24 protein-coding genes and 1 riboswitch are annotated in these 26,622 nt (G+C 67.3%); of the genes, 13 read left to right on the top strand and 11 right to left on the bottom strand.

Going from position 1 to position 26,622, the window contains the following annotated elements:
* Positions 1–264 precede the first annotated feature (264 nt).
* Positions 265–1,227, top strand: a complete 963-nt coding sequence (locus AVTE2539_RS21575; RefSeq protein WP_284398206.1) for a tripartite tricarboxylate transporter substrate binding protein — start codon at positions 265–267, stop codon at positions 1,225–1,227.
* Positions 1,228–1,305: 78 nt separating this feature from the next.
* Here AVTE2539_RS21575 and AVTE2539_RS21570 read toward each other — a convergent pair whose 3' ends face one another.
* From AVTE2539_RS21570 to AVTE2539_RS21535, 8 genes are all read right to left on the bottom strand, one after another.
* Complete coding sequence (locus AVTE2539_RS21570) at positions 1,306–2,163, bottom strand: HAD-IIB family hydrolase (protein WP_284413786.1); 858 nt, start codon at positions 2,161–2,163, stop codon at positions 1,306–1,308.
* Between the two features lie 80 nt (positions 2,164–2,243).
* Positions 2,244–4,088: a hypothetical protein gene (locus tag AVTE2539_RS21565; RefSeq protein WP_284413784.1), complete on the bottom strand. Its 1,845-nt coding sequence runs from the start codon at positions 4,086–4,088 to the stop codon at positions 2,244–2,246.
* An 87-nt stretch (positions 4,089–4,175) separates the two neighbouring features.
* Positions 4,176–5,978 carry a hypothetical protein gene (locus tag AVTE2539_RS21560; RefSeq protein ID WP_284413782.1) on the bottom strand — a complete coding sequence of 601 codons (1,803 nt, stop codon included), beginning with the start codon at positions 5,976–5,978 and terminating at the stop codon, positions 4,176–4,178.
* Entirely contained in the window at positions 5,975–6,988 is a 1,014-nt protein-coding gene (locus tag AVTE2539_RS21555; RefSeq protein ID WP_284398218.1) for a glycosyltransferase family 2 protein, read from the bottom strand. Before AVTE2539_RS21555 ends, AVTE2539_RS21560 begins: the two co-directional genes overlap by 4 nt.
* Complete coding sequence (locus AVTE2539_RS21550; RefSeq protein ID WP_272565124.1) at positions 6,985–7,338, bottom strand: DMT family transporter; 354 nt, start codon at positions 7,336–7,338, stop codon at positions 6,985–6,987. The genes AVTE2539_RS21555 and AVTE2539_RS21550 overlap by 4 nt, the downstream gene beginning before the upstream one ends.
* A 21-nt stretch (positions 7,339–7,359) precedes the next feature.
* On the bottom strand, positions 7,360–8,802 hold the full coding sequence (locus tag AVTE2539_RS21545) for a hypothetical protein (protein ID WP_284413780.1): 1,443 nt from the start codon (positions 8,800–8,802) through the stop codon (positions 7,360–7,362).
* A 20-nt stretch (positions 8,803–8,822) separates the two neighbouring features.
* Positions 8,823–10,451 carry a peptide chain release factor 3 gene (locus tag AVTE2539_RS21540; RefSeq protein WP_272565122.1) on the bottom strand — a complete coding sequence of 543 codons (1,629 nt, stop codon included), beginning with the start codon at positions 10,449–10,451 and terminating at the stop codon, positions 8,823–8,825.
* Positions 10,452–10,642: 191 nt separating this feature from the next.
* Positions 10,643–11,680, bottom strand: a complete 1,038-nt coding sequence (locus AVTE2539_RS21535) for an acyltransferase family protein (RefSeq protein ID WP_284413778.1) — start codon at positions 11,678–11,680, stop codon at positions 10,643–10,645.
* Between the two features lie 152 nt (positions 11,681–11,832).
* Positions 11,833–11,928, top strand: a riboswitch (S-adenosyl-L-homocysteine riboswitch).
* A 69-nt stretch (positions 11,929–11,997) separates the two neighbouring features.
* Here AVTE2539_RS21535 and ahcY point away from each other — a divergent pair.
* The 5 genes from ahcY to AVTE2539_RS21510 all read left to right on the top strand — a co-directional run bounded on the left by ahcY (position 11,998) and on the right by AVTE2539_RS21510 (position 16,664).
* The gene (ahcY, locus tag AVTE2539_RS21530) at positions 11,998–13,428 is read left to right on the top strand and encodes an adenosylhomocysteinase (RefSeq protein ID WP_284413776.1); all 1,431 of its coding nucleotides are present in this window, start codon (positions 11,998–12,000) and stop codon (positions 13,426–13,428) included.
* A 119-nt stretch (positions 13,429–13,547) separates the two neighbouring features.
* Complete coding sequence (locus tag AVTE2539_RS21525) at positions 13,548–14,549, top strand: TlyA family RNA methyltransferase (protein ID WP_284413774.1); 1,002 nt, start codon at positions 13,548–13,550, stop codon at positions 14,547–14,549.
* Complete coding sequence (metF, locus tag AVTE2539_RS21520) at positions 14,546–15,388, top strand: methylenetetrahydrofolate reductase [NAD(P)H] (protein WP_284413773.1); 843 nt, start codon at positions 14,546–14,548, stop codon at positions 15,386–15,388. The genes AVTE2539_RS21525 and metF overlap by 4 nt, the downstream gene beginning before the upstream one ends.
* Positions 15,389–15,439: 51 nt before the next feature.
* Positions 15,440–16,042, top strand: a complete 603-nt coding sequence (locus AVTE2539_RS21515) for a hypothetical protein (RefSeq protein WP_284413771.1) — start codon at positions 15,440–15,442, stop codon at positions 16,040–16,042.
* Positions 16,008–16,664: a septal ring lytic transglycosylase RlpA family protein gene (locus tag AVTE2539_RS21510; RefSeq protein ID WP_284404973.1), complete on the top strand. Its 657-nt coding sequence runs from the start codon at positions 16,008–16,010 to the stop codon at positions 16,662–16,664. Before AVTE2539_RS21515 ends, AVTE2539_RS21510 begins: the two co-directional genes overlap by 35 nt.
* Before the next feature lie 10 nt (positions 16,665–16,674).
* On the opposite strand, the gene AVTE2539_RS21505 is transcribed toward AVTE2539_RS21510, so the two are convergent.
* Entirely contained in the window at positions 16,675–17,568 is an 894-nt protein-coding gene (locus AVTE2539_RS21505) for a 23S rRNA (adenine(2030)-N(6))-methyltransferase RlmJ (protein WP_284398247.1), read from the bottom strand.
* Positions 17,569–17,816: 248 nt separating this feature from the next.
* Here AVTE2539_RS21505 and AVTE2539_RS21500 point away from each other — a divergent pair, with 248 nt between their 5' ends.
* From AVTE2539_RS21500 to mdtD, 7 genes are all read left to right on the top strand, one after another.
* A complete protein-coding gene (locus AVTE2539_RS21500; protein ID WP_284413769.1) occupies positions 17,817–19,742 on the top strand; it encodes a serine/threonine protein kinase in 1,926 nt (641 codons plus the stop codon).
* 162 nt (positions 19,743–19,904) lie between these two features.
* Positions 19,905–20,333, top strand: coding sequence for a 50S ribosomal protein L13 (gene rplM, locus AVTE2539_RS21495; protein ID WP_092745280.1), 429 nt, complete (start codon positions 19,905–19,907; stop codon positions 20,331–20,333).
* A gap of 11 nt (positions 20,334–20,344) precedes the next feature.
* Complete coding sequence (gene rpsI / locus AVTE2539_RS21490; RefSeq protein ID WP_092745279.1) at positions 20,345–20,737, top strand: 30S ribosomal protein S9; 393 nt, start codon at positions 20,345–20,347, stop codon at positions 20,735–20,737.
* A gap of 165 nt (positions 20,738–20,902) precedes the next feature.
* Positions 20,903–21,616, top strand: a complete 714-nt coding sequence (locus AVTE2539_RS21485) for a DUF6776 family protein (protein ID WP_284413766.1) — start codon at positions 20,903–20,905, stop codon at positions 21,614–21,616.
* A gap of 60 nt (positions 21,617–21,676) precedes the next feature.
* A complete protein-coding gene (locus tag AVTE2539_RS21480; RefSeq protein ID WP_272565112.1) occupies positions 21,677–22,075 on the top strand; it encodes a bactofilin family protein in 399 nt (132 codons plus the stop codon).
* A 59-nt stretch (positions 22,076–22,134) separates the two neighbouring features.
* Positions 22,135–22,500 (top strand): iron-sulfur cluster insertion protein ErpA, encoded by a 366-nt coding sequence (erpA, locus tag AVTE2539_RS21475; RefSeq protein WP_008907234.1) that lies wholly within the window; start codon positions 22,135–22,137, stop codon positions 22,498–22,500.
* Between the two features lie 95 nt (positions 22,501–22,595).
* The gene (gene mdtD, locus AVTE2539_RS21470; protein ID WP_284413764.1) at positions 22,596–24,020 is read left to right on the top strand and encodes a multidrug transporter subunit MdtD; all 1,425 of its coding nucleotides are present in this window, start codon (positions 22,596–22,598) and stop codon (positions 24,018–24,020) included.
* Positions 24,021–24,024: 4 nt separating this feature from the next.
* Here the strand turns inward: mdtD and AVTE2539_RS21465 are convergent, their stop codons facing one another.
* Both AVTE2539_RS21465 and AVTE2539_RS21460 read right to left on the bottom strand, forming a co-directional pair.
* Entirely contained in the window at positions 24,025–25,134 is a 1,110-nt protein-coding gene (locus AVTE2539_RS21465) for an anhydro-N-acetylmuramic acid kinase (protein WP_284413763.1), read from the bottom strand.
* Positions 25,135–25,156: 22 nt separating this feature from the next.
* Positions 25,157–26,518 (bottom strand): M23 family metallopeptidase, encoded by a 1,362-nt coding sequence (locus AVTE2539_RS21460; RefSeq protein ID WP_284413760.1) that lies wholly within the window; start codon positions 26,516–26,518, stop codon positions 25,157–25,159.
* Between the last annotated feature and the right edge of the window lie 104 nt (positions 26,519–26,622).

Genomic DNA, 26,622 nt, shown 5'->3' with positions numbered 1-26,622 from the left:
GGGGTTGGGGCTGGGAAGAGCGGCACGCTGGAAGTCGCGTGCGCCGGGGGTGACGTTAAGCGGGCACCCCGCGCCGCCGTGTCGGTTCCGCCCGTCGGCCCATGTAGGACGAACGCACCGGCCCTTCCGGCGCCGTTGCAATGGGGTCCGTGCATGACGCGTGCATGACGCGTGCGTGACAGGGCCTCAGGGTTTCCGGCCTGCAGGGACGGGGCTGCCCTGCGCTGCAATGGTGGTTGCTTACTTTGCGAGAACCGACCGACCATGCAGCGCCGCCATCTCATTCAGCTCGGGGCCGCGGCCCTGGCCGCCCCCGCCCTCACCGCCCGTGCCCAATCCTTTCCCGCCCGGCCCATCAAGCTGGTGATCGCCTTTCCGGCCGGCGGGCCCACCGACATCACCATGCGCGTGCTGGCCGACAGCGCCGGCAAGGCGCTGGGCCAGCCGGTCATCGTGGACAACAAGCCCGGCGCCGGCGGCACGCTGCCCGCGCAACTGCTGCAGTCCTCGGCGGCCGACGGCTACACGGTGGCGCAGATCCCGCTGGGCGTGTTCCGCATGCCCTACACCACCAAGATCAACTGGGATCCGGTCAAGGACATCACCTATGTGCTGAACGTCACGGGCTACGCCTTCGGCGTGGTGGTGCCTGCCGATTCGCCGTTCAAGACCTGGGCGGACTTCGTGGCCTATGCCAAGGCCAACCCCGGCAAGCTCAGCTACGGATCCACCGGCACGCTGACCAGCCCGCACCTCACCATGGAACTGGCGGCGCAGCAGCTCGGCCTGCAACTGCTGCACGTGCCGTACAAGGGCAGCGCCGACCTGATGCAGTCCATCCTGGGTGGGCAGATCATGGCCGCGGCCGACTCCACCGGCTTCGCACCGCAGGTCGAGGCGGGCAAGCTGCGCGTGCTGAACACCTGGGGCGCCGAGCGCCTGGCGAAATTCCCCGATGCGCCCACGCTCAAGGAACTGGGCATCGACGTGGTGCAGAACTCGCCCTTCGGCATCGGCGCGCCCAAGGGCACGCCGCCGGACGTGGTCAAGCGCCTGCACGATGCGTTCAAGCAGGCGATGGACCAGGAGTCCTACCGCACCGCGCTGGCGCGCTACGACATGGTGCCGATCTACATGGACAGCGCGCGCTACCGCCAGTTCGCGCAGGACACTTTCACCCGCGAGAAGGCGCTGGTGGAAAAGCTGGGCCTGGGCAAGCCGCTGTAGTCCCCGCGCACCGGGGCGGGGCACCGCTTGCGATGGATCGATTTGCTATGAAAATAATAGCTACAAGGACAATATCTTCTAGGGCATGCGGCCCATCGCACCCAAAATGGCCTGCGCGACCTCGGCAAAGCCCGCGCCGCGCTCGCCCCGGGTGACGTAGCGCGGCCGGTGGCGCAGCTGCGGCACGAAGCGCGCCACGTTCGCCACGCCCACGCTGTGGGCGAAGCGCTCGAACATCAGCTGGTCGTTGGTGGAGTCGCCCACGTACACCCAGCGGTCGATCTCGGCGTCCAGGTCGCGGCCCAGGCGCTCGCGTACGATCCAGCGGGCGCCCTCCAGCTTGTTGTGCGCCCCGAACCAGCCGTTGATGTGGATGCTGCTCACCGTGGCATGCATGCCCGCCGCGTGCAGGCGGTCCACCACCTGGTCGACGGCGGCCTGCGGCAGGTGCACGAACTCGCTGTGGTCGATGGCGATGTCGCACTCGCGCCCGGCGGAATCGGTGGCGCGGCGCGCGCCCGGTACCTCGCGCTCGATCTGCGCCAGCACGGCCTGCATCCTCGCGTAGTTGGCCGCCCGCGTCGGCGCATCCTGTTGATACCATTTCGATAGCACGATGCCGGCGTCTTCATTGCGCTCAAGGGCATTCTGGTCCCGCTCCGCCACCAGCGCCACCGCGCCGTTCTCCGCCACGATGGCGTCCACGGGCCACGCGGCCGCGAAGGGCTCGCTCCAGCCCACGGGGCGCCCGGTGATCGGGATCACGTGCAGGCCCGCCGCTTTCAGGTCCGCGATGGCGGCCAGCGCATCGGCGGTGATGGCGCCGTCGGTGGTGAGGGTGTCGTCGATGTCGGTTAACACCCCGGCGAGCGTGGCCGGCGGTTGCCACGCGGCCAGGGGCTGCAAGGTGGCGGGGAGGGGGGAGGGCGAAGACATGGCGGTGGCAGGGGAAGGCAGGGCCGGAAAGTGGGGTGGCGTGATCGGGGCCTGGGCCGCCCGCGGGGGCGTCCCAGCCCTCAGCGCTTGGCGAACTCGATGATGGCCCGGTAGAAGCGGTCGGAGCCGTCCTTCGTGTTGTCCGGTCCCAGCTCCATGCGGTTCACGCCGTTTTCGGCGCTGCCCTTGAACCGGTTCGGAATCACGGAAAAGTAGTACGGGCTGATGAAGCGCGCGCCGCCGGTGTAGTGCGACTGCATGGCCGCCAGGTGGGCACCGTCGCGCTTCCACTGCTGCGGATTGAATTCCGGCACGCCGTAGTCGGCGATCTTGCGTTCGGCCAGGAACCCTCGCACCCAGTCGCTGTCGGTGGCGCCGCCATACAGGTTGATGCCGTGCTTCCAGGGCAGCGAGCCGTGCAGGGTCTGGTCCGCCGCGAAGAGCTGCGGGTTCCAGGAGGAGTTCACGTTGGGCACGATCTGGTGGGAGTACAGCTTGTCGGCCGGCAACCCTTCGCTCGAGGCGATGCGATGGAACTCGCCCAGCAGCCGCGCCACCTGCTGCTCGCGGTAACGGTTCCAGTCCCTCGCCAGTGGGTTGAACAGCACGCCCTGCTGCGGCTTGGGCAGGTCGAGCCACGAGCGCACGCCAGGCAGCTCGCTCGCGGCCTTCATGCCGAAGACCTCCGGCGGGCGGCGGGTGGGCGGCGCCACGCGGCGGTCGCGCGGCATCACCGTGAACTCGGTCTGCGCCACCTCGAAGCGCGCCCCGCCCACACGCGCCACGATCTGCGCCATGTGCTTGCCGGGGCGCAGGGCGCTGAAGTCCACGTCGGTGCGAAAGCCCACGTTCGGCGTGGTGACCTCGTCCAGCGCGCGGTACACGTCCAGCCGGTTGTAGCCGCGCCCCACCGGGCCGATGTAGCGCGCATCCAGGTACAGGTCGAGGCCGGTCACGCGGCCTGCGGGGTCCCACAGCCAGCCGGAGAGCGGCAGGGTGCCGTCGGCGAAGGCGTCGTAGTGCTCGCCCAGGCTGCTTGCCGGCTCGCGGCTCACATCGTGCGACGGGGCGGGAACGGTGTTGAACGCGGCATAGGCCGTCCCGGCCTGCCGGTTGAGCGCCGCGATGCTGCCGTACTGCCTGGCCAGGTAGGCCTGGAAGCCCGCCACCGAGGCCGGGCTGTAGTCGGTGGTGCGGATGTTCTGGTACTCGCCCATGCCGTGTTCGAAATCGGGGAACAGGTGGTGCAGTTCGCCCGCGAGCGTGATGGCGACGATGCGCTGCTGCTGCTCCGCAGGCAGGGCCTTGATGCGCCGAGCCACGTAGCGCAGGGCCTCGTAGCGGTAGCGGTTGACCGGAATGCTGGCATCCGTCTCCAGCGTATAGGGCGCGATGCGGTAGCCGAAGTAGCCCAGTTCCAGCGGCTTGCCCCCAGGCAGTTGCATGAGGTTGCGCGGGTCTTTCTCCAGCTCGTCGGTCAGGGGACCTGCGGAGTCGAAGTGGTCCCCGGCCAGGTACAGCACGACGGGGCGCTTCACATCGGCCACGAGCTGCAGGAATTCATCGACCCGCGCGGTGTCGATCTCCCAGCCCGTGGCGGTCCTGCGGTACAGCGCCAGCAGCTGGAGCGTGGACGTGAAGCCGATCTGCACCTGCCCCCGCGGGCCGCCGGGCTCCAGCGTGTCGAGCAGGCGGTTGATCGCCGCCGCGCCCGTGCGCTTGCGCGCGCGGCACAGATCGATGGCGGCTTCGTAGGTCTTGATCCGCGGGTCGTTGGCGGCCTCGTCGCACACCATCGTGCCGACGATGGTCGGGGCGACGATGAACGGCGCGCGCGCCGGGCGGGGGGCGGTGTCCGCGTGCGCAGCGGCTCCCAGCAGGGACAGTGCCGCCGCCAGAATCCGTTGAGCGTTGAAAAAGCGCATGGCAGAGTGTCCGTCAAGGAAAAGAGCTGCAAGGCCATGTCCGGCCGTGCAGAAGGTCCCCGGTGTGGGGCTGGGAAAAGCGGAGTCTCAGGGCGGGCTGAGCGCCTTCTCCCGGTAGAAACGTCCCTCGCTGGCCTCGTACAGGCCCAGCTCGCCGAACTGCATGCGCGTGCCCGGCTTGCAATGGAACTCCATCGTCAGGCGACCTGGCGGGCCGGGCATCAACAGCGGCATCGTGCCCCAGGTGATGTCCTGCCCGGCCTTCAGGCCGTCCAGGCGCACGAGGCTGGCGCGTGCGGCACCATCGGGCCGGGTGTAGCCCACCCACAGGCGCTGGCATTGGCCTTCCAGGCGCTCCAGCGGCAGCCGCAGGATGGAGATGCCATCCATCTTGAAGGCCTTCGCGCGCCACTCGACCAGGGCTTTCCCGGACGCCATGGGCACCTCGGCCGCAAACGGGTCGCCCTCCCACCCCTGGGTCTGGACCGTGCCGGGCTCGGCCATCTGGAGCAGCACGGGGTGCCCGAGGCTCAGGTCGGGCATGAGCGGCGCGCTGGCGCGCAAGTGGTAGTAGCCCAACCCGATTCCCGCCACGATGGTGGCCAGGGCGCCGCCCAGGGCCATGCCCCGGCGTGGCTGGCGCCACAGCATCGCCACGCCTTGCGCGGCCAGCAGCACGAACAGGATGTCGAGCGCGCTGATGCTGTAGCGCGGGTTGTAGAGCACCGGCACGTGCACCGCGCACTGGTAGGCTGCGGCGCCGGTGACCATCCACACCATCAGGTGCCGGCGTCCGCCCCACGCCCCCAGGCACGCCAGGATCACCAGCACCACGCGCCAGGACCGGTCGTTCATGACATGGCGGTCCAGGTGCGCGCGGCTGAAGAACAGCACGGCGCCGAGCTTTTGCACGTACATCTGCGCCAGCACCGGGAAGGGCGTTTCGCGCAGCATGGTCTTGGCCACGGCCATCAGGCGGCGGTCGCCCTCGATCGAAAGGTGTCCCTGGCCGTCCGTGATGGTGGACTCGTCATGGACCAGTCCGAAGTACGGCGGCTCGTAGCCGGACAGCACGGGGTTGCTGCCGAAGTACAGCGCGGCGCCTGTGCCCGTGGCGACAATGGGCCGGCCGAATTCCTCGTTCTGCCGCGCCATGTAGGCGCCCACCAGTGCGAGGGCGATCAGGTGCACCGCCGCGATGCGCACGGCCGCCCCGCGCTGCGCGCCCTGCAGCTTGCGCGATGCGGCGAAGAACGCCACCACGGCGAACGGCAGCCAGTACATGTAGGTCCCGCGGGTCAGGGTGGCCGCGGCGAGGGCCAGGCCCGCCAGGACCACGGCGCCGATCCGCCAGCGCGCTGCGCGCGTACCGGCCGTGGTGTCTACCGCACAGGTGGTGGCCCAGAGCCACACGGCAACCAGGAACACGAAGGGCGCTTCGCCCATGAGCACCGCCCCGGCCTCCACCAGCATGTGGGGCAGCACGAACAGCCAGGCCGCGGCGGCGGCGGCCACGCGGCCGCCGATCTTGCGTGCGGCATCGAACGTGAGCACCAGCGCCACGAGCGAGATCGCGAGATTCGCGGCCTTGACGGCCACCGGGTCCGCCCCCGAAAGCGCCATGTAGACGACCGCACCGGGCGCCACCTTGAGCATCTTCGGATCGCTGAACAGCTGCGCCGCATCCTCCAGCAACTGGCGCGCCAGCGGCAGGTAGGTGTGCAGCGAGTCGAACGGAATTTCCACCCGCGTGAGCACTTCCACCGTGCGCGCCGCGTAGAAGATGAGGGGCACGACCAGCCCCCACAGCATCCAGTGCAGGGTGGCGCGCTCGGACGGTGCGAGGGTGTGGCTGGCGTTGGGAGCGATGTGGCCCTGGGAGACGCTCATGGCGTGGCCTTTCCCGCCAGGTCGGCGGCGGCATCGAGGTCGTCCGGATGCAGGTAGGTGCTCAGGGGCTCGGTGGGCACGCTGCCCACGTCGTAGTGCAGGAACGCCACCAGGAACTGGATGCCGATGAGCACCGGCAGCGCCGCCAGCATCACGGTGCCGCTCGTGGCCGGATGGGTGCCGTAGGCGCTGTTGATCCAGTGCATCGCCCCGAACAGGCCCCCGGCCAGCAGCAAAAGCATGCCGAAGAGGCTGTAGATGGAGCCCACGTTGAAGTCGCGCACCAGGTAGCTGTACACATAGCGCCGGGCCAGGCGCGATGCGTGCTTCTTCAGGAATTCGGGCAGGACCTTGCCGATCTTGAGGTTCGATTCTTCGTCCGCGTACACGGCGTCCATGGGCACGTCGCGCACCACCGCCCGCAGCGTGTTCAAGCGGAACAGCATGTCGGTCTCGAAGAAATAGCGGCGCTCCAGCTTGTCCAGCGGCAGCTCGCGCAGCACGCTGGTGTGGATGGCGGTGTAGCCGTTCGTCGGGTCCATGATGGACCAGTAGCCGCAGCTGAGCTTGGTCATGAACGACAGCACGGCGTTGCCGAACAGGCGCATCCCGGGCATGCCGCGCACCGATTCGGGCCGGAAGAAGCGGTTGCCCTTGGTGTAGTCGGCCCGGCCGTCCTGGATGGGGCGCACGAACAGCGGCAGCAGGCGGGGGTTCATCTGGCCGTCGCCGTCGATCTTGACCACGATGTCGATGCCGTCCGCGACGGCCTGGCGGTAGGCCGTGACCACGGCCCCGCCCACGCCCTGGTTCTCGGGGTTGAACAGCACCTGCACGCGCGGGTCGGTGCAGTGCTGCTGGACGAAGGCGCCGCTGCCGTCGGGGCAGGCGTCGTCCACCGCGTAGATGCGGGACACGCTGGCCGGAATCGTGCGGATCACCTCCAGCACATGCTGGGTGACCTTGTAGCAGGGGATGGCGACGGCGACGCTCATGGTGTGCTTCGTCATGCCGAAGCCCTCCCCGCCACGGCGATGCCTGCCAGGATCAGCGCCCCCCCGATGAAGGTCTGCAGATGCAGCGGCTCATCGAGGAACAGCCACCCCAGCGCCGGCACGATCAGGAAGGCCAGGCCCATGAACGGATAGGCCAGGTGCAGCGGTGCGCTGCGCAGCACCCAGATCCACAGCAGCGTGGTCACGCCGTAGAGCGCCAGGGCCACGATGAGCCAGCCGTTGAAGATCCAGTCGGTCAGCACCGGCTGGGCCGGCAGCATCATGGCCGCCTTCTTGAACAGCAGTTGCCCGAGCGAGATGCCGAGCACGCACAACAGGGTCAGGGACGTGAGTAAAAGGGACATGGTGAGAAGGCAGGGGGCGTGTCATGCCGACACGGGGCGGGCCGGGGTGGGGCGGCGCAAGGCGAAAGCGGGAAGCAGGGCCAGGGGCAGGGTGAAAAACGGCAGGAGATAACGGTACTCGCCCGCGGTGGACAGCAGGAAGATGGCCGCCAGCTGCACGGCCATGGGCAACGCCACGATCAGCAGGGGCAGATCGCGCCGGGCGATGCCCCGGCACAGGGCCCACGCCAGCAAAATCATGCCGAGCCAAGGGGTCCACAGCAGCCACCGCCATGCATGGCTGGCCTTTTGCAGGGCGATGAAGCGGCGCTCCACGCCGCGCAGGTCGAACTGGCGAAAGACCGACACCCCCTGCGTGCGCTGCAGCACGTAGGTGGCGTAGGTCACGGAGGGAAAGCCGCCCTGCGCGAGCGCGGCGGCCAGGAAGACGTTGACCCGGCTGGCGATGAAGTCGGGCAGGTTCTGCCAGAGGTTGTAGGTGAAGAATTCACGCACCAGGGCCTTCTGGTCGGGCTGCGGCAGGCCTTGCACCTGCGGGCCTTCGGGGTGGAAGACGAGCATGTCCCAGTACGCCGGGTCGGCATAGGCCTGCAATTGTGGCAGGGGGCGGTAGCGCCCGAGCATCTCGATCGTGGCGGGCGACACCTTGGGCCGGTCCAGCACCCAGGGATCGTTCATGTGGGGGTACTGGTCCCACAGGCGGTTCATGGCCCGGGGCTTGAGAAAGTTCACGGTCTCGAAGACCACCATGGGATAGACGGCTTCCTGTGTCCTGGACGGATGCAGCTGGTGGCCTGCGAACATCGCCGCGCCCACCGCACCGATGACTGCCGCCAGCGTCCAGCGGCTGCGGCGGTCCAGGAGCAGCAGCACGGCAACGGCCGGCAGCAGAAAGACGATGCCGTTCGGCCGGGCGAAGGCCGCGAAGGGCAGCGCCACGGCCACCATGGTCAGCGAGGCCGCGCCCATCGTGCGCTGGCGGGCCGCCAGCCACAGCTCGAACAGCAGGCCGCAGGACGCCACGGCGAAGATGCCGTCCGGGTACAGCGTGCCCATGAAGTAAACCATGTGCGGCGCCAGGCACACCAGCACCAGCACCACCGCGAAGCTCTTTCTCAGGCCCTGCCGCCAGTACCACGCCAGCATGCGGGCGAAGATCAGCGCGCACAGGCACAGCAGCACCGCCACGGGCACTTCCACCCGCCGCGTGCCCTCGTAGAACAGGCGCACGAAGTAGTACCAGAAGACGGTCTTGCCGGAGCGGAAGTCGCCTGCGCGCTCCACCTCCAGCAGGATGGATACCGAGTCCTCCCCGAGGATGCCGGGCCAGAAGGCCATCAACCAGGTGCCGTACAGCGCCATCAGGGCGCTCCAGATCACCAGAAAGGGGGCGGCTGCCCGCCAGCCATCCTGCGGGACACGGACCGCGCGGGCCACGGATGGGGATGGCAGCGTCGCTCCCACGGTCGGGCGATGGTCTGCGCTCAACCGGCGGCCTGCAGCGCCAGGCCGGCGTGCTCGCGCAACGGATGGAAATGGATCTTGGGGAACCGCTCCTGGGCCAGGCGCACGTCGTAGGGCGAGGTGCACAGGTAGGCCAGCGTGTCCGCCGCGTCATGCGCGAGCCGCAGCGGGTAGGCGTCGGTGAACGCACGCAGGTCGGCCGGGCTGTCGGCGGTGATCCAGCGGGCGCCGGTGTACTGGCAGCCCTCCAGCCGCACATCGGCGTCGTATTCGGTCTTGAGCCGGTGCTGCACCACTTCGAACTGCAGCTGACCCACCGCGCCCAGCAGCATGGCACCGCCGGCGTCGGGCTTGAAGACCTGGATCGCGCCTTCTTCGCCGAGCTGGGCCAGGCCCTGCTGCAGTTGCTTGGTGCGCAGCGGGTTCTTCAGGATGACCGTCATGAACAGTTCGGGCGCGAAGAACGGCAGGCCGGTGAACTGCAGGCTGGCGCCGTCGGTGATGGTGTCGCCCAGCTGCACGCCGCCATGGGTGGTGAAGCCGATGATGTCGCCGGCATAGGCCTCTTCCACCGCCTCGCGGCGCTGCGACATGAAGGTCACCACGCTGGTGGGGCGCAGTTCCTTGGCGGTGCGCTGCACCTTGAGCTTCATGCCCGGCGTGTACCGCCCCGAGGCCACGCGCACGAAGGCGATGCGGTCGCGGTGGTTGGCGTCCATGTTGGCCTGTACCTTGAACACCACGCCCGAGAAATTCTGGTCTTCGGGCTGCACGGTTTTCTCGACCGGCTGCTTGTTCACCTGCAGGCTGCTCAGGCGGGGACGCGGCGAGGGGGCCAGGTCCACCAGCGCATCCAGCACTTCCATGACCCCGAAGTTGTTCACGCCGGAGCCGAAGAACACCGGCGTCTGCTTGCCGGCGAGGAAGGCCTCGTGGTCCCAGGTGGGCGAGGCGCCCACGGCGAGTTCCATGCTCTCGATGGCGGCGTCGAATTCGCTGCCGAAACGCGCGCGCAGGTTGGCGGCGTCCGACAGGGGAATCGTCTCGAAGTCCTGCGGGCGGCGCTCGCTGCCCGACTCGAACACCGTCATGGCCTGCGTGCGCAGGTTGATGATGCCGCCGAAACCCTTGCCCTGGCCCACGGGCCAGGTCATGGGCACGCAGGGCATGCCCAGCTCGCGCTCGACCTCGTCCAGGATGTCCAGCGGTTCGCGCACTTCCCGGTCCATCTTGTTCACGAAGGTGATGATGGGCGTGTCGCGCTGGCGGCAGACCTCGATCAGGCGGCGCGTCTGCGCCTCCACGCCGTTGGCCGCGTCGATCACCATCAGAGCCGAATCGACGGCGGTGAGCACGCGGTAGGTGTCTTCCGAGAAGTCCTTGTGGCCCGGCGTGTCCAGCAGGTTCACCACGTGTTCGCGGTAGGCCATCTGCATGACCGAGCTGGCCACCGAGATGCCGCGCTGCTTTTCGATCTCCATCCAGTCGCTGGTGGCGTGGCGGCTGGCCTTGCGGCCCTTGACCGCGCCGGCGATCTGGATCGCACCCGAGAACAGCAGCAGCTTTTCCGTGAGCGTGGTCTTGCCCGCGTCAGGGTGGGAAATGATGGCGAAGGTGCGGCGGCGCCGTGTTTCGGAGACGTAGGACACTGTGTTTTTTGGTGAGGGCGCGGCGCAGGCAGGTGGGCCGAAGTACGGGCGCCAGGGCCGGCGCGCTGGCGTGCCGCCGCAGAGGGCGCCCGCGGAAAAGTGGCCGTATTCTAATGGCCGCCCTCATGCCGGACCTCGGTGGGACCGCGCCGGCCGAGCTCCGTGGCCGCAGCCTTGGCCGCTCGCAAGGGTCAGGGGGCCGCTTGGGGCGCCACGGGCGTTCGCTGGAACCACCGCTTGAACCGCAGCGCCGGTGATTCCACCAGGTGCCAGGAGGCATAGCCTGCCACGGCGGCCAGTGCCACCGACAGCATCAGGCTCGGAATGAACGCCAGATCGGGCCAGAGCGCATACACCGACTGCTGCACCGGACAGCCGTACAGATAGATACCGTACGACGGGTCCCCGCCACGTTGCAGGAAGGCCAGCGCGGGCACGTTCAGCGAGCCGATGTGGATCAGCAGCGGCGGCAGCAGGAGCAGGCCCGCCGTGTGCTCCATCTGCAATCCGAAGAACAGCACGGCGGCCAGCGGCGCCAGCACGAGCAGCAGCCGGCCGGAGAGGGCATGGAACGCATCGCGGAAGACGGCGATGAGCGCGCCATAGGTGAAATAGGCGGGGTATTCGAACCAGTGCTGCATCTCTCCCGTCAGGTCCGCATTGCGGGCAGTGAGAAAGAACGCGATGTAGGCCACAGCGGCGAGGCCGGCGAGCCAGCGAGACCGGAACACGCCGAGCAACCCCGCACCCGCCAGCACCAGGTAGCACAGGCTTTCTATCGGGATGGTCCACAAGGGCCCGTTCATCAGGTGCTTGATCGGGTTGTTTTCGAACACGCCCGGCAGATAGGGGTAGTCCTTGATCAGCAGCAGGTTGCGAAAGTAGCCGAGCGTATCGGGGTGGGCCAGAAAGTCCGTGGCCGGCAGCGAGTTGAAGAAGATCCCGAACAGAAAAACGTTGGTGAGCACGGCGAACAGCACCCCGGGCCAGATCCGCAGGAACCGCTTGGACAGGAACGCCAGCACCTTGGGCTGGTGCAGCCAGCTCTGGGTGACGAGGTAGCCGCTGATCGTGAAGAACGTCATCACCGCCACGCCACCCACCATGTCGGAATGCAGCCAGGTGGGCGACGCGGTGTGCGTGATGTGGAAGTGGTGGCTGAAGATCACTGCGCTCGCCGCGCAGATGCGCATCAGATCGAACAGGTTGCCCCGGTGCTGTGTGGACATTGTCTCTGGGTTCTTCTGGCCCTTTGCGGGCGTATCGCTGGTTGTCTTGTTGTCATGGGCGGCACCTCGAATCCATGCCGGTCTCGGTTCTGCAGCGTGCCACGGTCGGCGCGCTGGCATGGGCGTGAAGCGCGATGTCCTTATAATCGCCGCTTTCCGAGGAGCGTTGCAGCGTCTTTACCCCCGGTGCCGGTGTGCGGCAGGGACGCGAGGCTCGGATCATCATTTTGCAACGACGCTCGCCCACGCTTCTTGTGCGGTGAGTGAGCCATTCCCCTCCGATGCGTGGTTTTTTACCTTCTTTACCGGAGAAAACCATGAGCGCAGTTCTCAAGCCCCAGGCCGACCAGGCCATCGCCGACCTTTCCCTTGCCGCGTGGGGCCGCAAGGAAATCCGCATCGCCGAGACGGAAATGCCCGGCCTGATGGCCATCCGCGACGAGTTCGCCGCCAGCCAGCCGCTCAAGGGCGCGCGCATCACCGGTTCGCTGCACATGACGATCCAGACCGCCGTGCTGATCGAAACGCTGAAGGCCCTGGGCGCCGACGTGCGCTGGGCGTCGTGCAACATCTTCTCCACGCAGGACCATGCCGCTGCCGCCATCGCGGCCACGGGCACGCCGGTCTTCGCCATCAAGGGCGAGTCGCTGGAAGATTACTGGGACTACACCCACCGCATCTTCGACTTTGCGCCTAAGGGCAGCGCGGGCGAAGGCCCCAACATGATCCTGGACGACGGCGGCGATGCAACGCTGCTGATGCACCTGGGCCAGCGCGCCGAGAAGGATGCCTCCCTGGTCGCCGGCAACGGTGCCAGCGAGGAAGAGCGCATCCTGTTCGCCGCCATCCGTAAGAAACTGTCGGAAGACGCGACCTGGTACACCCGCAAGTCGGCCGAGATCATCGGCGTGACGGAAGAAACCACCACGGGCGTGCACCGCCTGAACGAGATGTCCGCCAAGGGCACGCTGCTGTTCCGCGCGATCAACGTGAACGACTCGGTCACCAAGTCCAAGTTCGACAACCTGTACGGCTGCCGCGAATCGTTGGTGGACGGCATCAAGCGCGCCACCGACGTCATGATCGCCGGCAAGGTCGCCGTGGTGGCCGGCTACGGCGACGTGGGCAAGGGCTCCGCCCAGGCACTGCGCGCGCTGTCTGCCCAGGTGTGGGTCACCGAGATCGACCCCATCAACGCCCTGCAGGCCGCCATGGAAGGCTACCGCGTGGTGACGATGGACTACGCTGCCGACAAGGCCGACATCTTCGTGACGACGACCGGCAACAAGGACATCATCACCCACGACACCATGGTGAAGATGAAGGACCAGGCCATCGTCTGCAACATCGGTCACTTCGACAACGAGATCGACGTGGCGTCGATCGAGAAGTACGAATGGGAAGAGATCAAGCCCCAGGTGGACCACATCACCTTCCCGGACGGCAAGAAGATCATCCTGCTGGCCAAGGGCCGTCTGGTGAACCTGGGCTGCGGCACGGGCCACCCGAGCTTCGTGATGTCGTCGTCGTTCGCCAACCAGACCATCGCGCAGATCGAGCTCTTCACCAAGCCCGATGCCTACGAGGCCGGCAAGGTCTACGTGCTGCCCAAGCTGCTGGATGAGAAGGTCGCGCGCCTGCACCTGAAGAAGGTCGGCGCCATGCTGACCGAACTGACGGACTCGCAGGCCGCCTACATCGGCGTGAGCAAGAGCGGCCCCTACAAGCCCGACACCTACCGCTACTGATCGGCGGATGGCCAGCCGGCCATCCGCGCCGGCTGATCTGGCTTGCTATAAAAATAATAGCTTTCTGCGCTAGAAGAATATGCGCTGGAGGCCTTTTTGACTCTGAAAAGGACGGGCGCATGCGCGCAGACGTGTATCTGGTGGACAAGGGCCACGCCGCGACCCGGTCGCAGGCGCAGCGCCTGATCGCGGCCGGCGTGCAATGGCGGCTGGCACCCAGCCTGCCCTGGCACAAGGTGGCCAAGAACGGTGACGAGATTCCGGACATCGCCGAAGTGCAGTTGCTCGACCAGTCCGAGGCGCGCTACCTCTCGCGCGGCGGCCTCAAGCTGGAAGGCGCGCTCGTGTCCGCGGGCCTGGACGTGGCGGGCTGGCGCTGCCTGGACGTGGGCCAGAGTACCGGGGGCTTCACCGACTGCCTGCTGCAGCGCGGCGCGGCCCAGGTGATCGGTGTGGACGTGGGCCACAGCCAACTGCACGACCGCCTGCGCCAGGATCCGCGCGTGGTGGCCGTGGAAGGCGTCAACGCCCGGTCCCTGACGGCCGCATCGCTGCAGGACGCCTGCGAGGACGCCCTGTCCGAGCAGGTCGAGCAAGACCCCGACGACAACGAGACCCAGCCCGAAGCTCCCTACAGCTGGATGCGCAACGGCGGCCTGATCGACGACGAATACGACGACAGCGACGACGCCAAGGAACACGACGTCGAAGCCTTCAAGGCCGAGCGCTCGGCCCGGGCGCGGGCCCGCGCGGAGGGTGCCCTGCCCACCGTGCGCCGGCGCCGGGCGGGGCTGGAGCAGGTGGACATCACCCCGGTGTTCGACTTGGTGACGGGCGATGTGTCGTTCATCTCGCTCACGCTCATCCTGCCGGCGGTGGCGCCGCTGCTCAAGGCCGGCGGCGACCTGCTCATGCTGGTCAAGCCGCAGTTCGAACTGCAGCCCGGCCAGGTGGGCAAGGGCGGCATCGTGCGCGATGTGGCGCTCTACGCCGTGGTCGAGCAGCGCATCCGCGACTGCTGCGCGGAACTGGGCCTGACCGTGGCTGCCTGGATGGACAGTTCCATCGATGGCGGCGACGGCAACCGTGAATTCTTCGTCCATGCAAGGAGGGCGGCATGAGTGCCTCCAATCCACCCTTACCCGTCAGTTTCGAATTTTTCCCCCCCAAGACGCCCGAAGGGGCCGAAAAGCTGCGTGCCGTGCGGCAGGCGCTGTATGCCCGGCGGCCCGAGTTCTGCTCCGTCACCTACGGTGCGGGCGGCTCGACGCAGGAGGGCACCTTCACCACCGTGCGCGAGATTCTGGCGGAGGGCGTGAGCGCGGCCTCGCACTTCTCGTGCATCGGCGCCACGCGCGAGACGGTGCGCAGCCAACTGGCCACGCTCAAGGCCATGGGCGTGAAGCGACTGGTGGCCCTGCGCGGCGACCTGCCGAGCGGCTACGGTGCGGGCGGCGAGTTCCACTACGCCAGCGATCTGGTGGCTTTCATCCGCGCGGAGACGGGCGACGACTTCCACGTGGAAGTGGCCGCCTACCCCGAAGTGCATCCCCAGGCCCGTTCACCCGACGCCGATCTGCAGGCCTTCGCGCTCAAGGTGCGTGCCGGCGCGCACTCGGCCATCACGCAGTACTTCTTCAATGCCGACGCCTATTTCCGCTTCGTGGACGACACGCGGCGGCTGGGGCTGGACGTGCCCGTGGTGCCGGGCATCATGCCCATCCTGGGTTCCACGCAGCTCATGCGTTTCTCCGACGCTTGCGGTGCCGAGATTCCCCGCTGGATTCGCATGCGCCTGCAGGGCTTCGGCGATGACACGGCCAGCATCAAGGCCTTCGGCCTGGATGTGGTCACCGGTTTGTGCGAGCAGCTGTGTGACCGTGGCGTGCCGGGCCTGCACTTCTACACGATGAACCAGAGCGCCACCACGCTGGAGATCTGCCGCCGGCTGGGTCTCTAGACGCCGGCGGTCACTCCGGTAATATCGCCCCTTCGTTTTTCGTGCCCATCCATGACGTCCGCCTTCGCTCCCCTGTTGGTCGCCACCCTGTGCTGCGTGGCGTCTGCCCCGTCGTGGGCCCAGACGCGGTACGTCTGCCGGGATGCTGCGGGCAACAGCTTCACGATGTCGCGCCCCTGTCCTTCGGGCACGACGACGTCGGTGGCGGCCGCAGGGCCTGTCTCCCCGCCTCCAGCGTGGCGCTATGAGCCCCCCGTGCGTTCCGTGCCCGAAGGGCCGGCGTACCAGCGCTACATGAGCGCCCGTTGCCGCTCCCTGAGCGACACGCTGCGTGGAGGCTCCTCCGGCATCCAGCCCGACGCCTACGCCGGCATGCGCCGGGAGTACCAGCGCGATTGCCGCGACGAGGAATCCGATGCTTCCTCCCGCTATTCCAGGGAGCAGAGCGAGGCGCGCAAGCAGCGGCAGGAGCAGGAGCAACAACTGCGCGTGGCGGCCCAGACCTCCCGCGAAGAGGCCACGCGCCACGCCGAACAATGCCGGGAGTCGCGCCGCATCCTCACCGCCAAGCGGGCCCGTACGGACCTGACCGAAGGCGAAAGAAAGGACCTGAAGCGTTTTGAAGACGCCTACGAAACGCGCTGCCAGCGCTGAACTGCCCCACCGCCTTGGTGCGCTGTTGTCGGGCGCGCTGCTGTCGTGTGCCCTGGTGGCCTGCGCGGTCAAGGCGCCCGCGCCCGGCGACGACACCGTCGCGGCGCCGCAAAAGCCATTGGTTCCCCTGCCTGCGCCAGCCCAGCCGCCCCGCGCCGCGGCCCCTGTGAAGCCCCCGCCGGCCATGGCGGGCGATGCGCCCTCCAACCCGCCGGACGCGGACGCCTCCTCCGAGAGCGATACCGCCGATGCGTTCGTGCAGGAAGGCTTGGCCTCCTGGTACGGGGCGCGTTTCCACCGCCGCCGCACCGCCAGCGGAGAGCGCTTCGACATGAACGAATTCACCGCCGCCCACCGCACCTTGCCCTTCGGCACGCGCGTGTGCGTGCGCAGCCTGGTGACCGGCCGCGCCGTGCAGGTGCGCATCAACGACCGCGGGCCCCACTCGCCCGGCCGCATCATCGACGTGAGCCGCGCCGCCGCCGGGGCGCTGGGGTTGCTGGGGCTGGGCACCAAGCCGGTCGTGGTGTCGCAGGCGCCGGAGGATGCCGCGGCGCAGTGCCCCGATGCCTCGGCTTCCGGCCTGTCGCAGGCCGGCCCGTTGCCAGCCGCTGGCGAATAGGCGGGCGGACTCAGCCGCCCGACTCGAGCGTGTGCGAGGCGTGGTGGTCCTGCGCCAGCAGTTCGGCCATCTGCGGCAGTGCGGGCTTGAGCGCCGCTTTCAGCGTGAACGGCGGATTGATCAGGAACATGCCGCTGGCCGGCAGCCCCGGGCGGCGGGCCTGTCCGTCTGCGGCCCCCGTCACCTTGCTCGATTTCACGGTGAGCGTGGCATGCAGCCACGACTTGCCGGCCTTGGTTGCCAGCGTCTTGAGCCGCCGTGGCAGGTCATGGGCTTCGGGCCGGGGAATGATCGGGTACCAGACGGCATAGGTGCCCGTTGCAAAGCGCTTGAGCGAGTCTGCGGCCATGTCCAGGACGCGCCCGTAGTCGCTCTTGATTTCATAGCTGGGGTCGCACAGCACAAGCGCGCGGCGGGCCGGTGGGGGCAGGAATTTCTTGATGCCTTCGAAGCCGTCTTCATGCAGCACCGCCACCTGGCGGCCGGCCTCCAGCTGGGCCACATTGCCGGCCAGCGCGCGCAGGTCGGTCGGGTGCAGTTCGAACACCTTGAGCTTGTCGCGGTCGCGCAACAGGCGCTGCGTGATGAAGGGCGAGCCGGGATAGACCCGCGTCACGTTGCCTTGGTTGAAGGCGCCGACCATGTCGACGTAGGCCTGCAGCGCGGGCGCCAGGGGCTCTTTGAGCACAGTGGGCGGCACCAGGCGCAGGATGCCGTCCCCCGCCTCTCCGCTCGTGGCGGCATAGTCGCCGTCCAGCCGGAACAGGCCGGCGCCGGCATGGGTGTCCAGCACGGTGAGCGCTGCGTCTTTCTGCGTAAGGTGTTGCAAAGTGGCAATCAGCACCGTGTGCTTGAGCACATCGGCGTGGTTGCCCGCATGGAAGGCGTGGCGGTAACTGAACATGATGGGCCAATGGTAACCACGCACCGCCCGGTTGCCGCGTGATCGTGCCCGTCGTCGGGGCGCAGTGGGGGCCGGGGCGCTGCCGGTGCGACGGCTTGGGGGTCGTCGCCGGGCGCCTTGTTGCCGCCAGGGGGCGGGCTTGCTGCATGATGGCGGCTTCGGCCAATGTGTTGCAATCCATCCACTTGTCCGTTGCCGGGTGCGCCGTTGCTGGTGCACCATTGCCGCCCGAAAGCCCAGCCGTCACCATGTCCGCCATCACCAGCACCGAACCCCCGACCGACGTCCACCACGTCGACGCCCTGCCGGCCGGGACGCGCCTGGGGGAGTTCGAGGTGCTTTCGCTGCTGGGGGTGGGCGGGTTCGGCATGGTCTACAAGGCGTTTGACCATTCGCTCCTGCGCTTCGTGGCCATCAAGGAATACATGCCTTCGGCGCTGGCGGCGCGGGCGCAGGGGCAGTCGCTGTGGGTGCGGTCTTCCACCCAGGAGCAATCCTTCCAGGCGGGGCTGGCCTCGTTCGTGAGCGAGGCCAGGCTGCTTGCCCAGTTCGACCATCCCTCGCTGGTCAAGGTCTTCCGCTTCTGGGAAGCCAATCACACCGCCTACATGGTCATGCCGCTCTACACGGGCATGACGCTCAAGCAGGCCCGCGCGCACATGCGCACGCCGCCGCCCGAGACTTGGCTGCGCAAGATGCTGTGGTCGGTGCTGAGCGCGCTGCGCGTGCTGCACGACGGCCAGACGCTGCACCGCGACATTTCGCCCGACAACATCTTCCTGCAGGACAGCGGCCCTCCCGTGCTGCTGGACCTGGGGGCTGCACGCCATGCGATCAGCGACCACGGGCACCAGCACACGGCGGTGCTGAAGGTCAATTACGCGCCGATCGAGCAGTACAACGACGGCGAGAGCGATCTGCGGCAGGGCCCGTGGAGCGATCTTTATGCCCTCGGTGCCGTGGTGCATGGCAGCCTGTGCAACGACACGCCGCTGCCGGCCACGCTGCGGTCGATCCGCGACCGCATGGTGCCGTTCTCACGGGTGGCCAAGACCGTGCGGCGCCAGTTCGGCGTCGAATATTCCCCGCCCTTCGTGGCCGCGATTTCACAGGCATTGGCCCTGCGGCCGGACGAGCGCCCCCAGAGCATCGACGAATTCCTGCGCACCATGGACATGGTCGCTCCGCCGGAGGGCATCGATCAGTTCGATTTCCGCGCCGAGCTGGGCGATATCTGGGTGGAGCCGGCCGACCGGCATGGCACGGGCGTGGCGGTGCCCATGATCGACATCACCTCGGTTCCTTTGCCGGCGGTGGGCGCACCCTTGCCTGCGCCTCTGGCCGCTGCGGTGGAGGCGCCGACGGTGGACACGGGTGCGCAATTGCACATCGATCGGCAGGAGGCGGGCGACACCGTGGTGTCCGATGGGCATGACACGGTTTTCATGGATGGAGGACAAGAGGTGGCAGATACCGTGACAGGTGGCGATACGGTTTTCGAGGAGCGCCGTCCTCAGCATCCGGAAAGGCTGGGGCGTCCGAAGACCCGCCGCAGCCAGGCTGCGGGCGAGGAACCGCCGGCATCGGCCGCCGCTGGCGTGCGCCGCCGTCCCTTGCTTTGGGCGGGCGCCGGCGTGGTGGCCGTGGCCGTGATCGCTGCCGGACTGTGGTGGAACGCCTCGCGCGACACGCGCCATCCCACCAAGTACACACCGGAAGACCAGATCATCACGGAACTGGCCGAGCCGCCAGCGCCGGTGGCCTCTGCGCCTGCCGAGGTGATCCCCGTGGTCGATGAAGCGGCCGCCGCACCGGCCCTGCCGGCCGCATCCGCGGCTTCGGTGGCCGCAGCGCCCGCATTCGTCGTTGCATCGGCGCCACGGCCCAAGCCTGTTCCCCGCAAGGTGGCCGAGCCCACGCCTGCGGCCGTGGCCGCGGACGCGCTTGCATCGCCCGAGCCTGCTCCAGCTCCAGCTCCAGCGGCAGCGCCCAAGCCTGCGGCCGTACGCGTGGCGGGGCCGGACGAAGCGTGCGCCAACGCCGGATTCATCGCCCGACCGATGTGCATCCACCAGCAATGCCAGAACGCGGCGGTGGCCAGCCACCCGCTGTGCGTCGAGAACCGCCGCCGGCTGGAAGCCGAAGAACGCCGCCGCACGATGCTGTCCCAATAGCCCTGCCTTGGCATTTTTCCGCCGCTTCGTATAATGGCGGGCTTCGCAGCGCTTTTTTGGTCCCGCGGCGGAGCATTCACACCACCTAAGAGGCTTCCTTCAGAGATGCACCGACCGTGGAAAAGGACCGACAAACCCCCCGTTCTTTGAAAAGAGAAACTCATGTCTACTTTCAGCGCAAAGCCCGCTGAGGTCGTGCACGAGTGGTTTGTGATTGACGCGACCGACAAGGTCCTCGGACGAGTAGCCAGCGAAGTTGCTCTCCGTTTGCGCGGCAAACACAAGGCCATTTACACGCCTCACGTCGATACCGGTGACTTCATCGTCATCATCAACGCCGCTCAGCTCAAGGTCACCGGCACCAAGTCCCTGGACAAGGTGTACTACCGCCATTCGGGCTATCCCGGCGGTATCACGGCCACGAACTTCCGCGACATGCAAGCCAAGCACCCCGGCCGCGCGCTGGAAAAGGCTGTCAAAGGCATGCTGCCCAAGGGTCCCCTGGGCTACGCGATGATCAAGAAACTCAAGGTGTATGGCGGTGCTGAGCATCCCCACACCGCCCAGCAGCCCAAGGCGCTGGAAATCTAAGGAGCCTTGAGATGATTGGTGAATGGAACAATGGCACCGGCCGTCGCAAGTCCAGCGTCGCCCGCGTGTTTCTCAAGAAGGGTTCCGGCAAGATCACTGTGAATGGCAAAGACATTCAGCAGTATTTCGGCCGCGAAACCTCGATCATGATCGCCAAGCAGCCGCTCGCGCTGACCAACCATGTCGAAACCTTCGACATCCAGGTCAACGTGCACGGCGGCGGTGAATCCGGCCAAGCCGGTGCCACCCGCCACGGCATCACCCGCGCCCTGATCGACTACGACGCAACGCTGAAGCCCGCACTGAGCCAAGCCGGCTTCGTGACCCGCGATGCACGTGAAGTCGAACGTAAGAAGGTCGGTCTGCGTTCTGCACGCCGCGCCAAGCAGTTCTCCAAGCGTTAAGCTTCGCCGCTGCAAAAGACTGCCATGCCGTACTGCGCCTTTACAAAGGCTGCAAGAGGGGTATGTCAGTCGGCCGAAAGCACTCTCGGGTGCTTTCCGGCTTCAGAAAACCGCCTGTCCGGCGGTTTTTTCATTTCTGCTCCTCCATTTGTTGGATAGGGAAACATGCGACTCAAGCTGCTACGGCGCCGTTTGACCATCAGTGCCCCGCGGGTGTCGGTCCGCAGCGCGATGCCATGGCCTGTTCGCTGGGTGCTGCTGGCCATTTTCTTCGGCCTGTGCGCCGCGCTGGCGCTCTGGGCCTTCGAGTTCGGCAAGAGCATCGCAGGCCTGGACTCCCGCTCCCGGGCCGAACTGGTGCGGTTGCGCGAAGAGGTGGCCCAGTTGCGCGAGGAGCAGCGGCTGCAAAAGGACACGTCGAGTTCTACCGGCACGCTGCTGACCGCAGAGCGCACCACGATGGATCGCCTGATGGCCCAGATGCGCCAGCTGGAGGCGGACAACCGCGCCCTTCGGGACGATCTGGGCTTTTTCGAAAAACTCATTCCTGCGGGCAAGACCGAGGGCGTCAGCATCCGTGGACTGCAGGCCGACGTGATCGGCGGCAATCAGTTGCGCTGGCAGGTGCTGGTGATCCAGCCGGTGCGCAATGCGCCGGAGTTCCGTGGGCGGCTGGAGTTGCTGCTGGCAGGCACGCGCGATGGACGCCCCTGGACACAGGCGATGTCTGCGGATGGGCAGCCCCTTCAGTTCCAGCAGTACCGCCGGGTGGAAGGGTTGTGGCCTTTGCCCGGCAATGCCGTGGTAAAAACCGTGACCGCGCGGGTCTTGGAGGGCAGTGCGGTGCGTGCCACCCAGACCCTGAGCATCGAAGAATAGCGGCGGTGGCGGCGTCGGCAATGGGCCATTCCCTCCCGCGCCAACCGACTGGAGTGTTCCATGTTCTCTCGCAAGAAGCAGCCCCCGATCAAGAGCCTGATTGCCCATGGCACCCGCATCAACGGCGAAGTGCGGTTTTCCGAGGGCCTGCGGATCGATGGCGAGGTGGCAGGGGACGTGCGGGCCAGCGACGAGCAGCCCAGCATTCTGGTGATATCGGAGTCCGCCCGGGTCGAAGGCGCGGTGCACGCGGCCCACGTGATCGTCAACGGCACGGTGCTCGGACCGGTGCATGCCGCAGAACTGCTGGAATTGCAGCCCAAGGCCCGCATCACCGGCAACGTGCACTACAAATCGCTTGAAATGCACCAAGGCGCCACGATATCGGGACAGATGAGCCCATCGACCGTGCTGGTCGAGGAAAAACCCACACTGAAGTTGGCGTCAAACGCCAGCTGACCCACATTCGAGGGGCATTGCAGTACCATCGACGGCAAACCCTCCCGAAGGAGCACTCCATGAGCGCCGTAGCCGAAAACATCCAGACCGAAATGCCCGCCCCGATCCTGTTCACCGACAGCGCGGCGGCCAAGGTGGCTGACCTGATTGCCGAAGAAGGCAACCCCGACCTGAAATTGCGTGTGTTCGTCCAGGGCGGCGGATGCTCGGGCTTCCAGTACGGCTTCACGTTCGATGAAATCACGAACGAAGACGACACCACTATGACCAAAAACGGCGTCTCGCTGCTCATCGATGCCATGAGCTACCAGTATCTGGTCGGTGCCGAAATCGACTACAAGGAAGACCTGCAGGGCGCCCAGTTCGTCATCAAGAACCCGAATGCGACCACTACCTGTGGCTGCGGATCGAGCTTCTCCGCCTGATGGCGCGATTTTTCGCCTGACTCAAAAGCCGCCTTCGGGCGGCTTTTTGCTGGGCATGTGCGGCGGAACACCTCACCGCCGTTGATCGAAACGGCATGCAACAAGAGCGCTCCCTTCAAATCCTGCTGTGGCTGGTGGCCGTCGGGTTCTTCATGCAGACGCTGGACGCCACCATCGTCAACACGGCCCTGCCCACCATGGCGCGCAGCCTGGGGGAAAGTCCGCTGCGCATGCAATCGGTCGTGGTGGCGTATTCGCTGTCCATGGCGCTGCTGATCCCGGCATCGGGCTGGGTGGCCGACCGCTTCGGCGCACGGCGCGTGTATTTGAGCGCCATCGTGCTGTTCGTCGTGGGATCGGTGCTTTGCGCTGTGTCGAGCCGGCTGGACCAATTGGTGGCGGCGCGGGTGTTGCAGGCCCTGGGCGGAGCGCTGTTGCTGCCGGTGGGGCGGCTGGTGGTGCTGCGCACCTTTCCGCGTGAGAAGTTTCTGCAGGCCATGAGCTTCGTGGCGATCCCCGGCCTCATCGGGCCGCTGATCGGTCCCACGCTGGGTGGCTGGTTGGTGGAGGTGGCATCGTGGCACTGGATCTTCCTGATCAACGTGCCGGTCGGCCTGATCGGGTGCCTGGCGACGCTGCGGTACATGCCGGCCGTGCCCGGCGCCCCGGTGGCCCGCTTCGACCTGGCGGGCTATCTCATGCTGGCCTTCGGCATGGCGGCGCTGTCTCTGGCGCTGGATGGACTGTCGAGCCTGGGGCTGCGGCAGGCGAGTGTGCTCGTGCTGCTGATTTTCGGGCTGGCGAGCCTGGTGGCATACTGGCTCCATGCGGCACGCAAACCGAACCCGCTGTTCTCGCCACGGCTGTTCTCGGTGGCCACGCTGCGCATCGGGCTGCTGGGCAACCTGTTTTCGCGGCTGGGCAGCTCGTGCATGCCCTTCCTCATCCCCCTGATGCTGCAGGTGACGATGGGCTACACCCCCCTGCATGCCGGACTGATGATGCTGCCGGTCGCATTGGCAGGGATGTCGATGAAGCGTTTCACGACGCCATTGATCACGCGGTTCGGCTACCGCCGCGTGCTGGTGGGCAACACGCTGATGGTGGGGATCACGATGGCGAGTTTTGCCCTCTCGACCCCCTCGCAGCCGCTGTGGTGGCACATCGTGCAACTGGCGATCTTCGGCGCGGTGAATTCGCTGCAATTCACGGCGATGAACACGGTCACGCTCAAGGACTTGAACCAGGGCATGGCCAGCAGCGGCAACAGCCTGCTGTCGATGGTGCAGATGGTGGCCATGGGCATGGGGGTGGCCGCCGCGGGCGGGGTGCTCTCGGCATTCACTGGCCACTTCGGGAGCGGGGGCGCGCAGCAGACGCTGTGGACCTTCCAGGGCACATTCGCCTGCATGGGGCTGGTGACCATCGCCTCGGCAGGCATCTTCTGGCAGTTGTCTCCACGCGACTCCGAAAGCGGCGCGGCTGCGGACGATGTGCCCGACGTGCCGGAGCACGTCTGAGCCATCAGGCGGGGTAGATCGCGCCCAGGATGCGCGGCCCCGCCGCGCCGGTGACGCTGGCCAGATTGCCGCTGCGCCGCTCCACGGCTCGGTGGGCCAGCCAGGCGAAGGCGGCGGCTTCCACCTGCAGGCCCGGCATGCCGTGCTCGTCGGAAGCCGATACGGCGGCCCCGGGCGCAAGCGCCTGCAATCGACGCATGAGGTGGCTGTTGAGGGCGCCACCGCCGCACACGATCAACGGGCTGTCGCCGTTGCCGAAACGGCGAACGCCATCGGCGCAGACACTGGCCGTGAATTCGGTCAGCGTGGCCTGGACATCGGCCGGGGCGGCCGATGCGAACGCCGGCAGGTGCCCTTCCAGCCAGGTGGGGTTGAAAAGGTCACGTCCTGTGCTTTTGGGCGGTGGCTGCGACAGATACGGCTCGGACCGCAGTGTGCCGAGCAGTGCGGGCAGGACCTGCCCGCTGGCCGCCCAGGCACCGTCGCGGTCGAACGGTTGGCCCGTGTGCTGCTGGCACCAGTGGTCCATCAGCGCGTTGCCGGGCCCGCAATCGAATCCCAGCACCGCACCCTGTGCACCCAGCACGCTGAGGTTGGAGATGCCGCCGATGTTCAATACGCAGACTGTCCGGCCGGACTGGCCGAACACCCCCTGGTGAAACGCCGGTACCAGCGGTGCACCCTGGCCGCCTGCCGCCACGTCGCGGCTGCGGAAGTCGGCCACCACGTCGATGCCCGTCGATTCGGCCAGCAGGGCGGCGTTGCCCAGTTGCAGTGTGTAGCCGGTGCCGTCAAAAGTCTGGGGGCGGTGGCGCACCGTCTGCCCGTGGGCGCCGATGGCGCGAACGGCGGAGGGCGGCAGGCCGGCCTGTCTCAAAAGCGTGTGCACCACGCCGGCATAGGCGCGCGCCAATGCGTTTCCGGCCAGCGCCGCGCGGTGCAGTTCGTCGGCACCGGGTGTGTTGAGTGCGAGCAGCTCTGCTCTTAAATCAGGAGCAAAGGGCGCACATGCATATTGCGCGACCTTGCATTTTTGCTCGGAGAAGTCTGCCAACACCCCGTCGACTCCGTCGAGCGAGGTGCCCGACATGAGCCCAATGTACAGCGCTGGCATGGGGCCGGAACGCGCAGCGCGCTTACTGGGCGCTGGCTTGCTGCACCTGGGCGGCGGCCGACAACTGGATGCGCATGTTCGATGCCAGGCGGTTGAAGGCTGCGCGCGAGGCGCTGGACACCGGCGTGGCGGCTTCGCTTTGCTGGGCGATCACCATGGGGTCCTGGTGCTGGCCATCCACGCGGAACTCGAAGTGCAGGTGAGGGCCGGTGGCCCAGCCCGTCGCGCCGACGGCGCCGATGGTCTGTCCCTGCTCCACGCTCTGGCCCTTGCGCACGTCGATGCGGCTCAGGTGGGCATACACGGTGACGTGCTGGTTGCGGTGCTTGACGTAGATGACGTTGCCATAGCCGTTCTGCACCCCGGCGAAATCGACCGTGCCATCGCCCACGGTGCGCACGGCCGTGCCGGTGGGCGCTGCGAAGTCGGTGCCCAGGTGGGCGCGCCATTTTTGCAGGATGGGATGAAAGCGCATCTTGAAGCCGCTCGAGATGCGCGAGAACTCCACCGGCGAGGTGAGGTAGGCGCGGCGCATGCTCTCGCCGTCCAGCGTGTAGTAGGCGCCCTTGGAGGCGGGCGTGTCCTGGAACCAGACGGCGTCGTGCGTCTTGCCGTTGTTGTGGAATTCCGCGCTCAGCACGCGGCCGCTGCGCAGCGGCTCGCCATCGGCTTCGAGCGTTTCGTAGACCACCGAGAACCGGTCGTCCTTGCGCAGGGCACGGTGGAAATCGATGTTGCTCGCAAACACTTCGGCGATCTGCGTCGCCACGGCATCGGGAATGTTGGAAGCGTCGGTCGCGGCGAACAGCGAACTGCGGATGATGCCGCCGGCCAGCCGCGTGCCCACGGTGAGCGGCGCCGTCTCGACGCGCGAGGTGAATTCGTTGCCCTTGCGCTGCACGACCAGCCGGCGGAAATTGCCGCTGTCGTCCTGGACCCAGCGCGCTGTGAGGCTGATGAGGCGGTGATCGTCCGTGGTTTCTGCCGATACGGACCGGCCCGAGCGACCCAGCAGGGTCTGGCGCACCTGGCCGTCGCTGCGCAGGAAGGCGGCGGCCGCCGGGTCCGCCACACCCAGGCGCTGCAGGATGGCTTCGGCGGTGTCGCTGCTGCGGGTCAGGTCCGAGCGGTAGAGGGAATAGTTGGGAATGTCCACCAGCGCTGGCAGGGACTGGTCGCTGGCCAGCGAATCCACCGCGTATTCGACCGTGCTGCGGGGCAGGTCGGCGGGGTCCGGCGCGAAGGAGGCGACGGCGAAAGCGCCGCCGCCGCCCGTCAACAACAGCGTTGCGATGGCGGCGGTGATGCGTTTGGGATGGGTCTGGGCGATGCGCGATAGCCGGTCCAGCAGTGCGAGGCTGGCGGATGTCAAGCCATTGTTCAAAGTGTCTTACCCCAGGGTGAGGTGCGTTCGGGCCGGGTGGGGGCGGAACGCACGAGCTTAGGTCAGGCTGCAGCCATTCGGTGCAAGGTCCGAACCGGCAGGAC

Source organism: Acidovorax sp. SUPP2539 (genome assembly GCF_030158975.1).
In the GTDB taxonomy this organism is placed as follows: Bacteria; Pseudomonadota; Gammaproteobacteria; order Burkholderiales; family Burkholderiaceae_C; genus Paracidovorax.
Note: the sequence above shows the minus strand (reverse complement) of the source record. Positions and strands in the feature narration are given on the sequence as shown.

Excerpts from the sequence above, each read along its gene's own strand:
- AVTE2539_RS21575 (WP_284398206.1), top strand. The coding sequence starts at position 265 with ATGCAGCGCCGCCATCTCATTCAGCTCGGGGCCGCGGCCCTGGCCGCC.
- AVTE2539_RS21570 (WP_284413786.1), bottom strand. The coding sequence starts at position 2,163 with ATGTCTTCGCCCTCCCCCCTCCCCGCCACCTTGCAGCCCCTGGCCGCG.
- AVTE2539_RS21565 (WP_284413784.1), bottom strand. The coding sequence starts at position 4,088 with ATGCGCTTTTTCAACGCTCAACGGATTCTGGCGGCGGCACTGTCCCTG.
- AVTE2539_RS21560 (WP_284413782.1), bottom strand. The coding sequence starts at position 5,978 with ATGAGCGTCTCCCAGGGCCACATCGCTCCCAACGCCAGCCACACCCTC.
- AVTE2539_RS21555 (WP_284398218.1), bottom strand. The coding sequence starts at position 6,988 with ATGACGAAGCACACCATGAGCGTCGCCGTCGCCATCCCCTGCTACAAG.
- AVTE2539_RS21550 (WP_272565124.1), bottom strand. The coding sequence starts at position 7,338 with ATGTCCCTTTTACTCACGTCCCTGACCCTGTTGTGCGTGCTCGGCATC.
- AVTE2539_RS21535 (WP_284413778.1), bottom strand. The coding sequence starts at position 11,680 with ATGTCCACACAGCACCGGGGCAACCTGTTCGATCTGATGCGCATCTGC.
- ahcY (WP_284413776.1), top strand. The coding sequence starts at position 11,998 with ATGAGCGCAGTTCTCAAGCCCCAGGCCGACCAGGCCATCGCCGACCTT.
- AVTE2539_RS21525 (WP_284413774.1), top strand. The coding sequence starts at position 13,548 with ATGCGCGCAGACGTGTATCTGGTGGACAAGGGCCACGCCGCGACCCGG.
- metF (WP_284413773.1), top strand. The coding sequence starts at position 14,546 with ATGAGTGCCTCCAATCCACCCTTACCCGTCAGTTTCGAATTTTTCCCC.
- AVTE2539_RS21515 (WP_284413771.1), top strand. The coding sequence starts at position 15,440 with ATGACGTCCGCCTTCGCTCCCCTGTTGGTCGCCACCCTGTGCTGCGTG.
- AVTE2539_RS21505 (WP_284398247.1), bottom strand. The coding sequence starts at position 17,568 with ATGTTCAGTTACCGCCACGCCTTCCATGCGGGCAACCACGCCGATGTG.
- AVTE2539_RS21500 (WP_284413769.1), top strand. The coding sequence starts at position 17,817 with ATGTCCGCCATCACCAGCACCGAACCCCCGACCGACGTCCACCACGTC.
- rplM (WP_092745280.1), top strand. The coding sequence starts at position 19,905 with ATGTCTACTTTCAGCGCAAAGCCCGCTGAGGTCGTGCACGAGTGGTTT.
- rpsI (WP_092745279.1), top strand. The coding sequence starts at position 20,345 with ATGATTGGTGAATGGAACAATGGCACCGGCCGTCGCAAGTCCAGCGTC.
- AVTE2539_RS21485 (WP_284413766.1), top strand. The coding sequence starts at position 20,903 with ATGCGACTCAAGCTGCTACGGCGCCGTTTGACCATCAGTGCCCCGCGG.
- AVTE2539_RS21480 (WP_272565112.1), top strand. The coding sequence starts at position 21,677 with ATGTTCTCTCGCAAGAAGCAGCCCCCGATCAAGAGCCTGATTGCCCAT.
- erpA (WP_008907234.1), top strand. The coding sequence starts at position 22,135 with ATGAGCGCCGTAGCCGAAAACATCCAGACCGAAATGCCCGCCCCGATC.
- mdtD (WP_284413764.1), top strand. The coding sequence starts at position 22,596 with ATGCAACAAGAGCGCTCCCTTCAAATCCTGCTGTGGCTGGTGGCCGTC.
- AVTE2539_RS21465 (WP_284413763.1), bottom strand. The coding sequence starts at position 25,134 with ATGCCAGCGCTGTACATTGGGCTCATGTCGGGCACCTCGCTCGACGGA.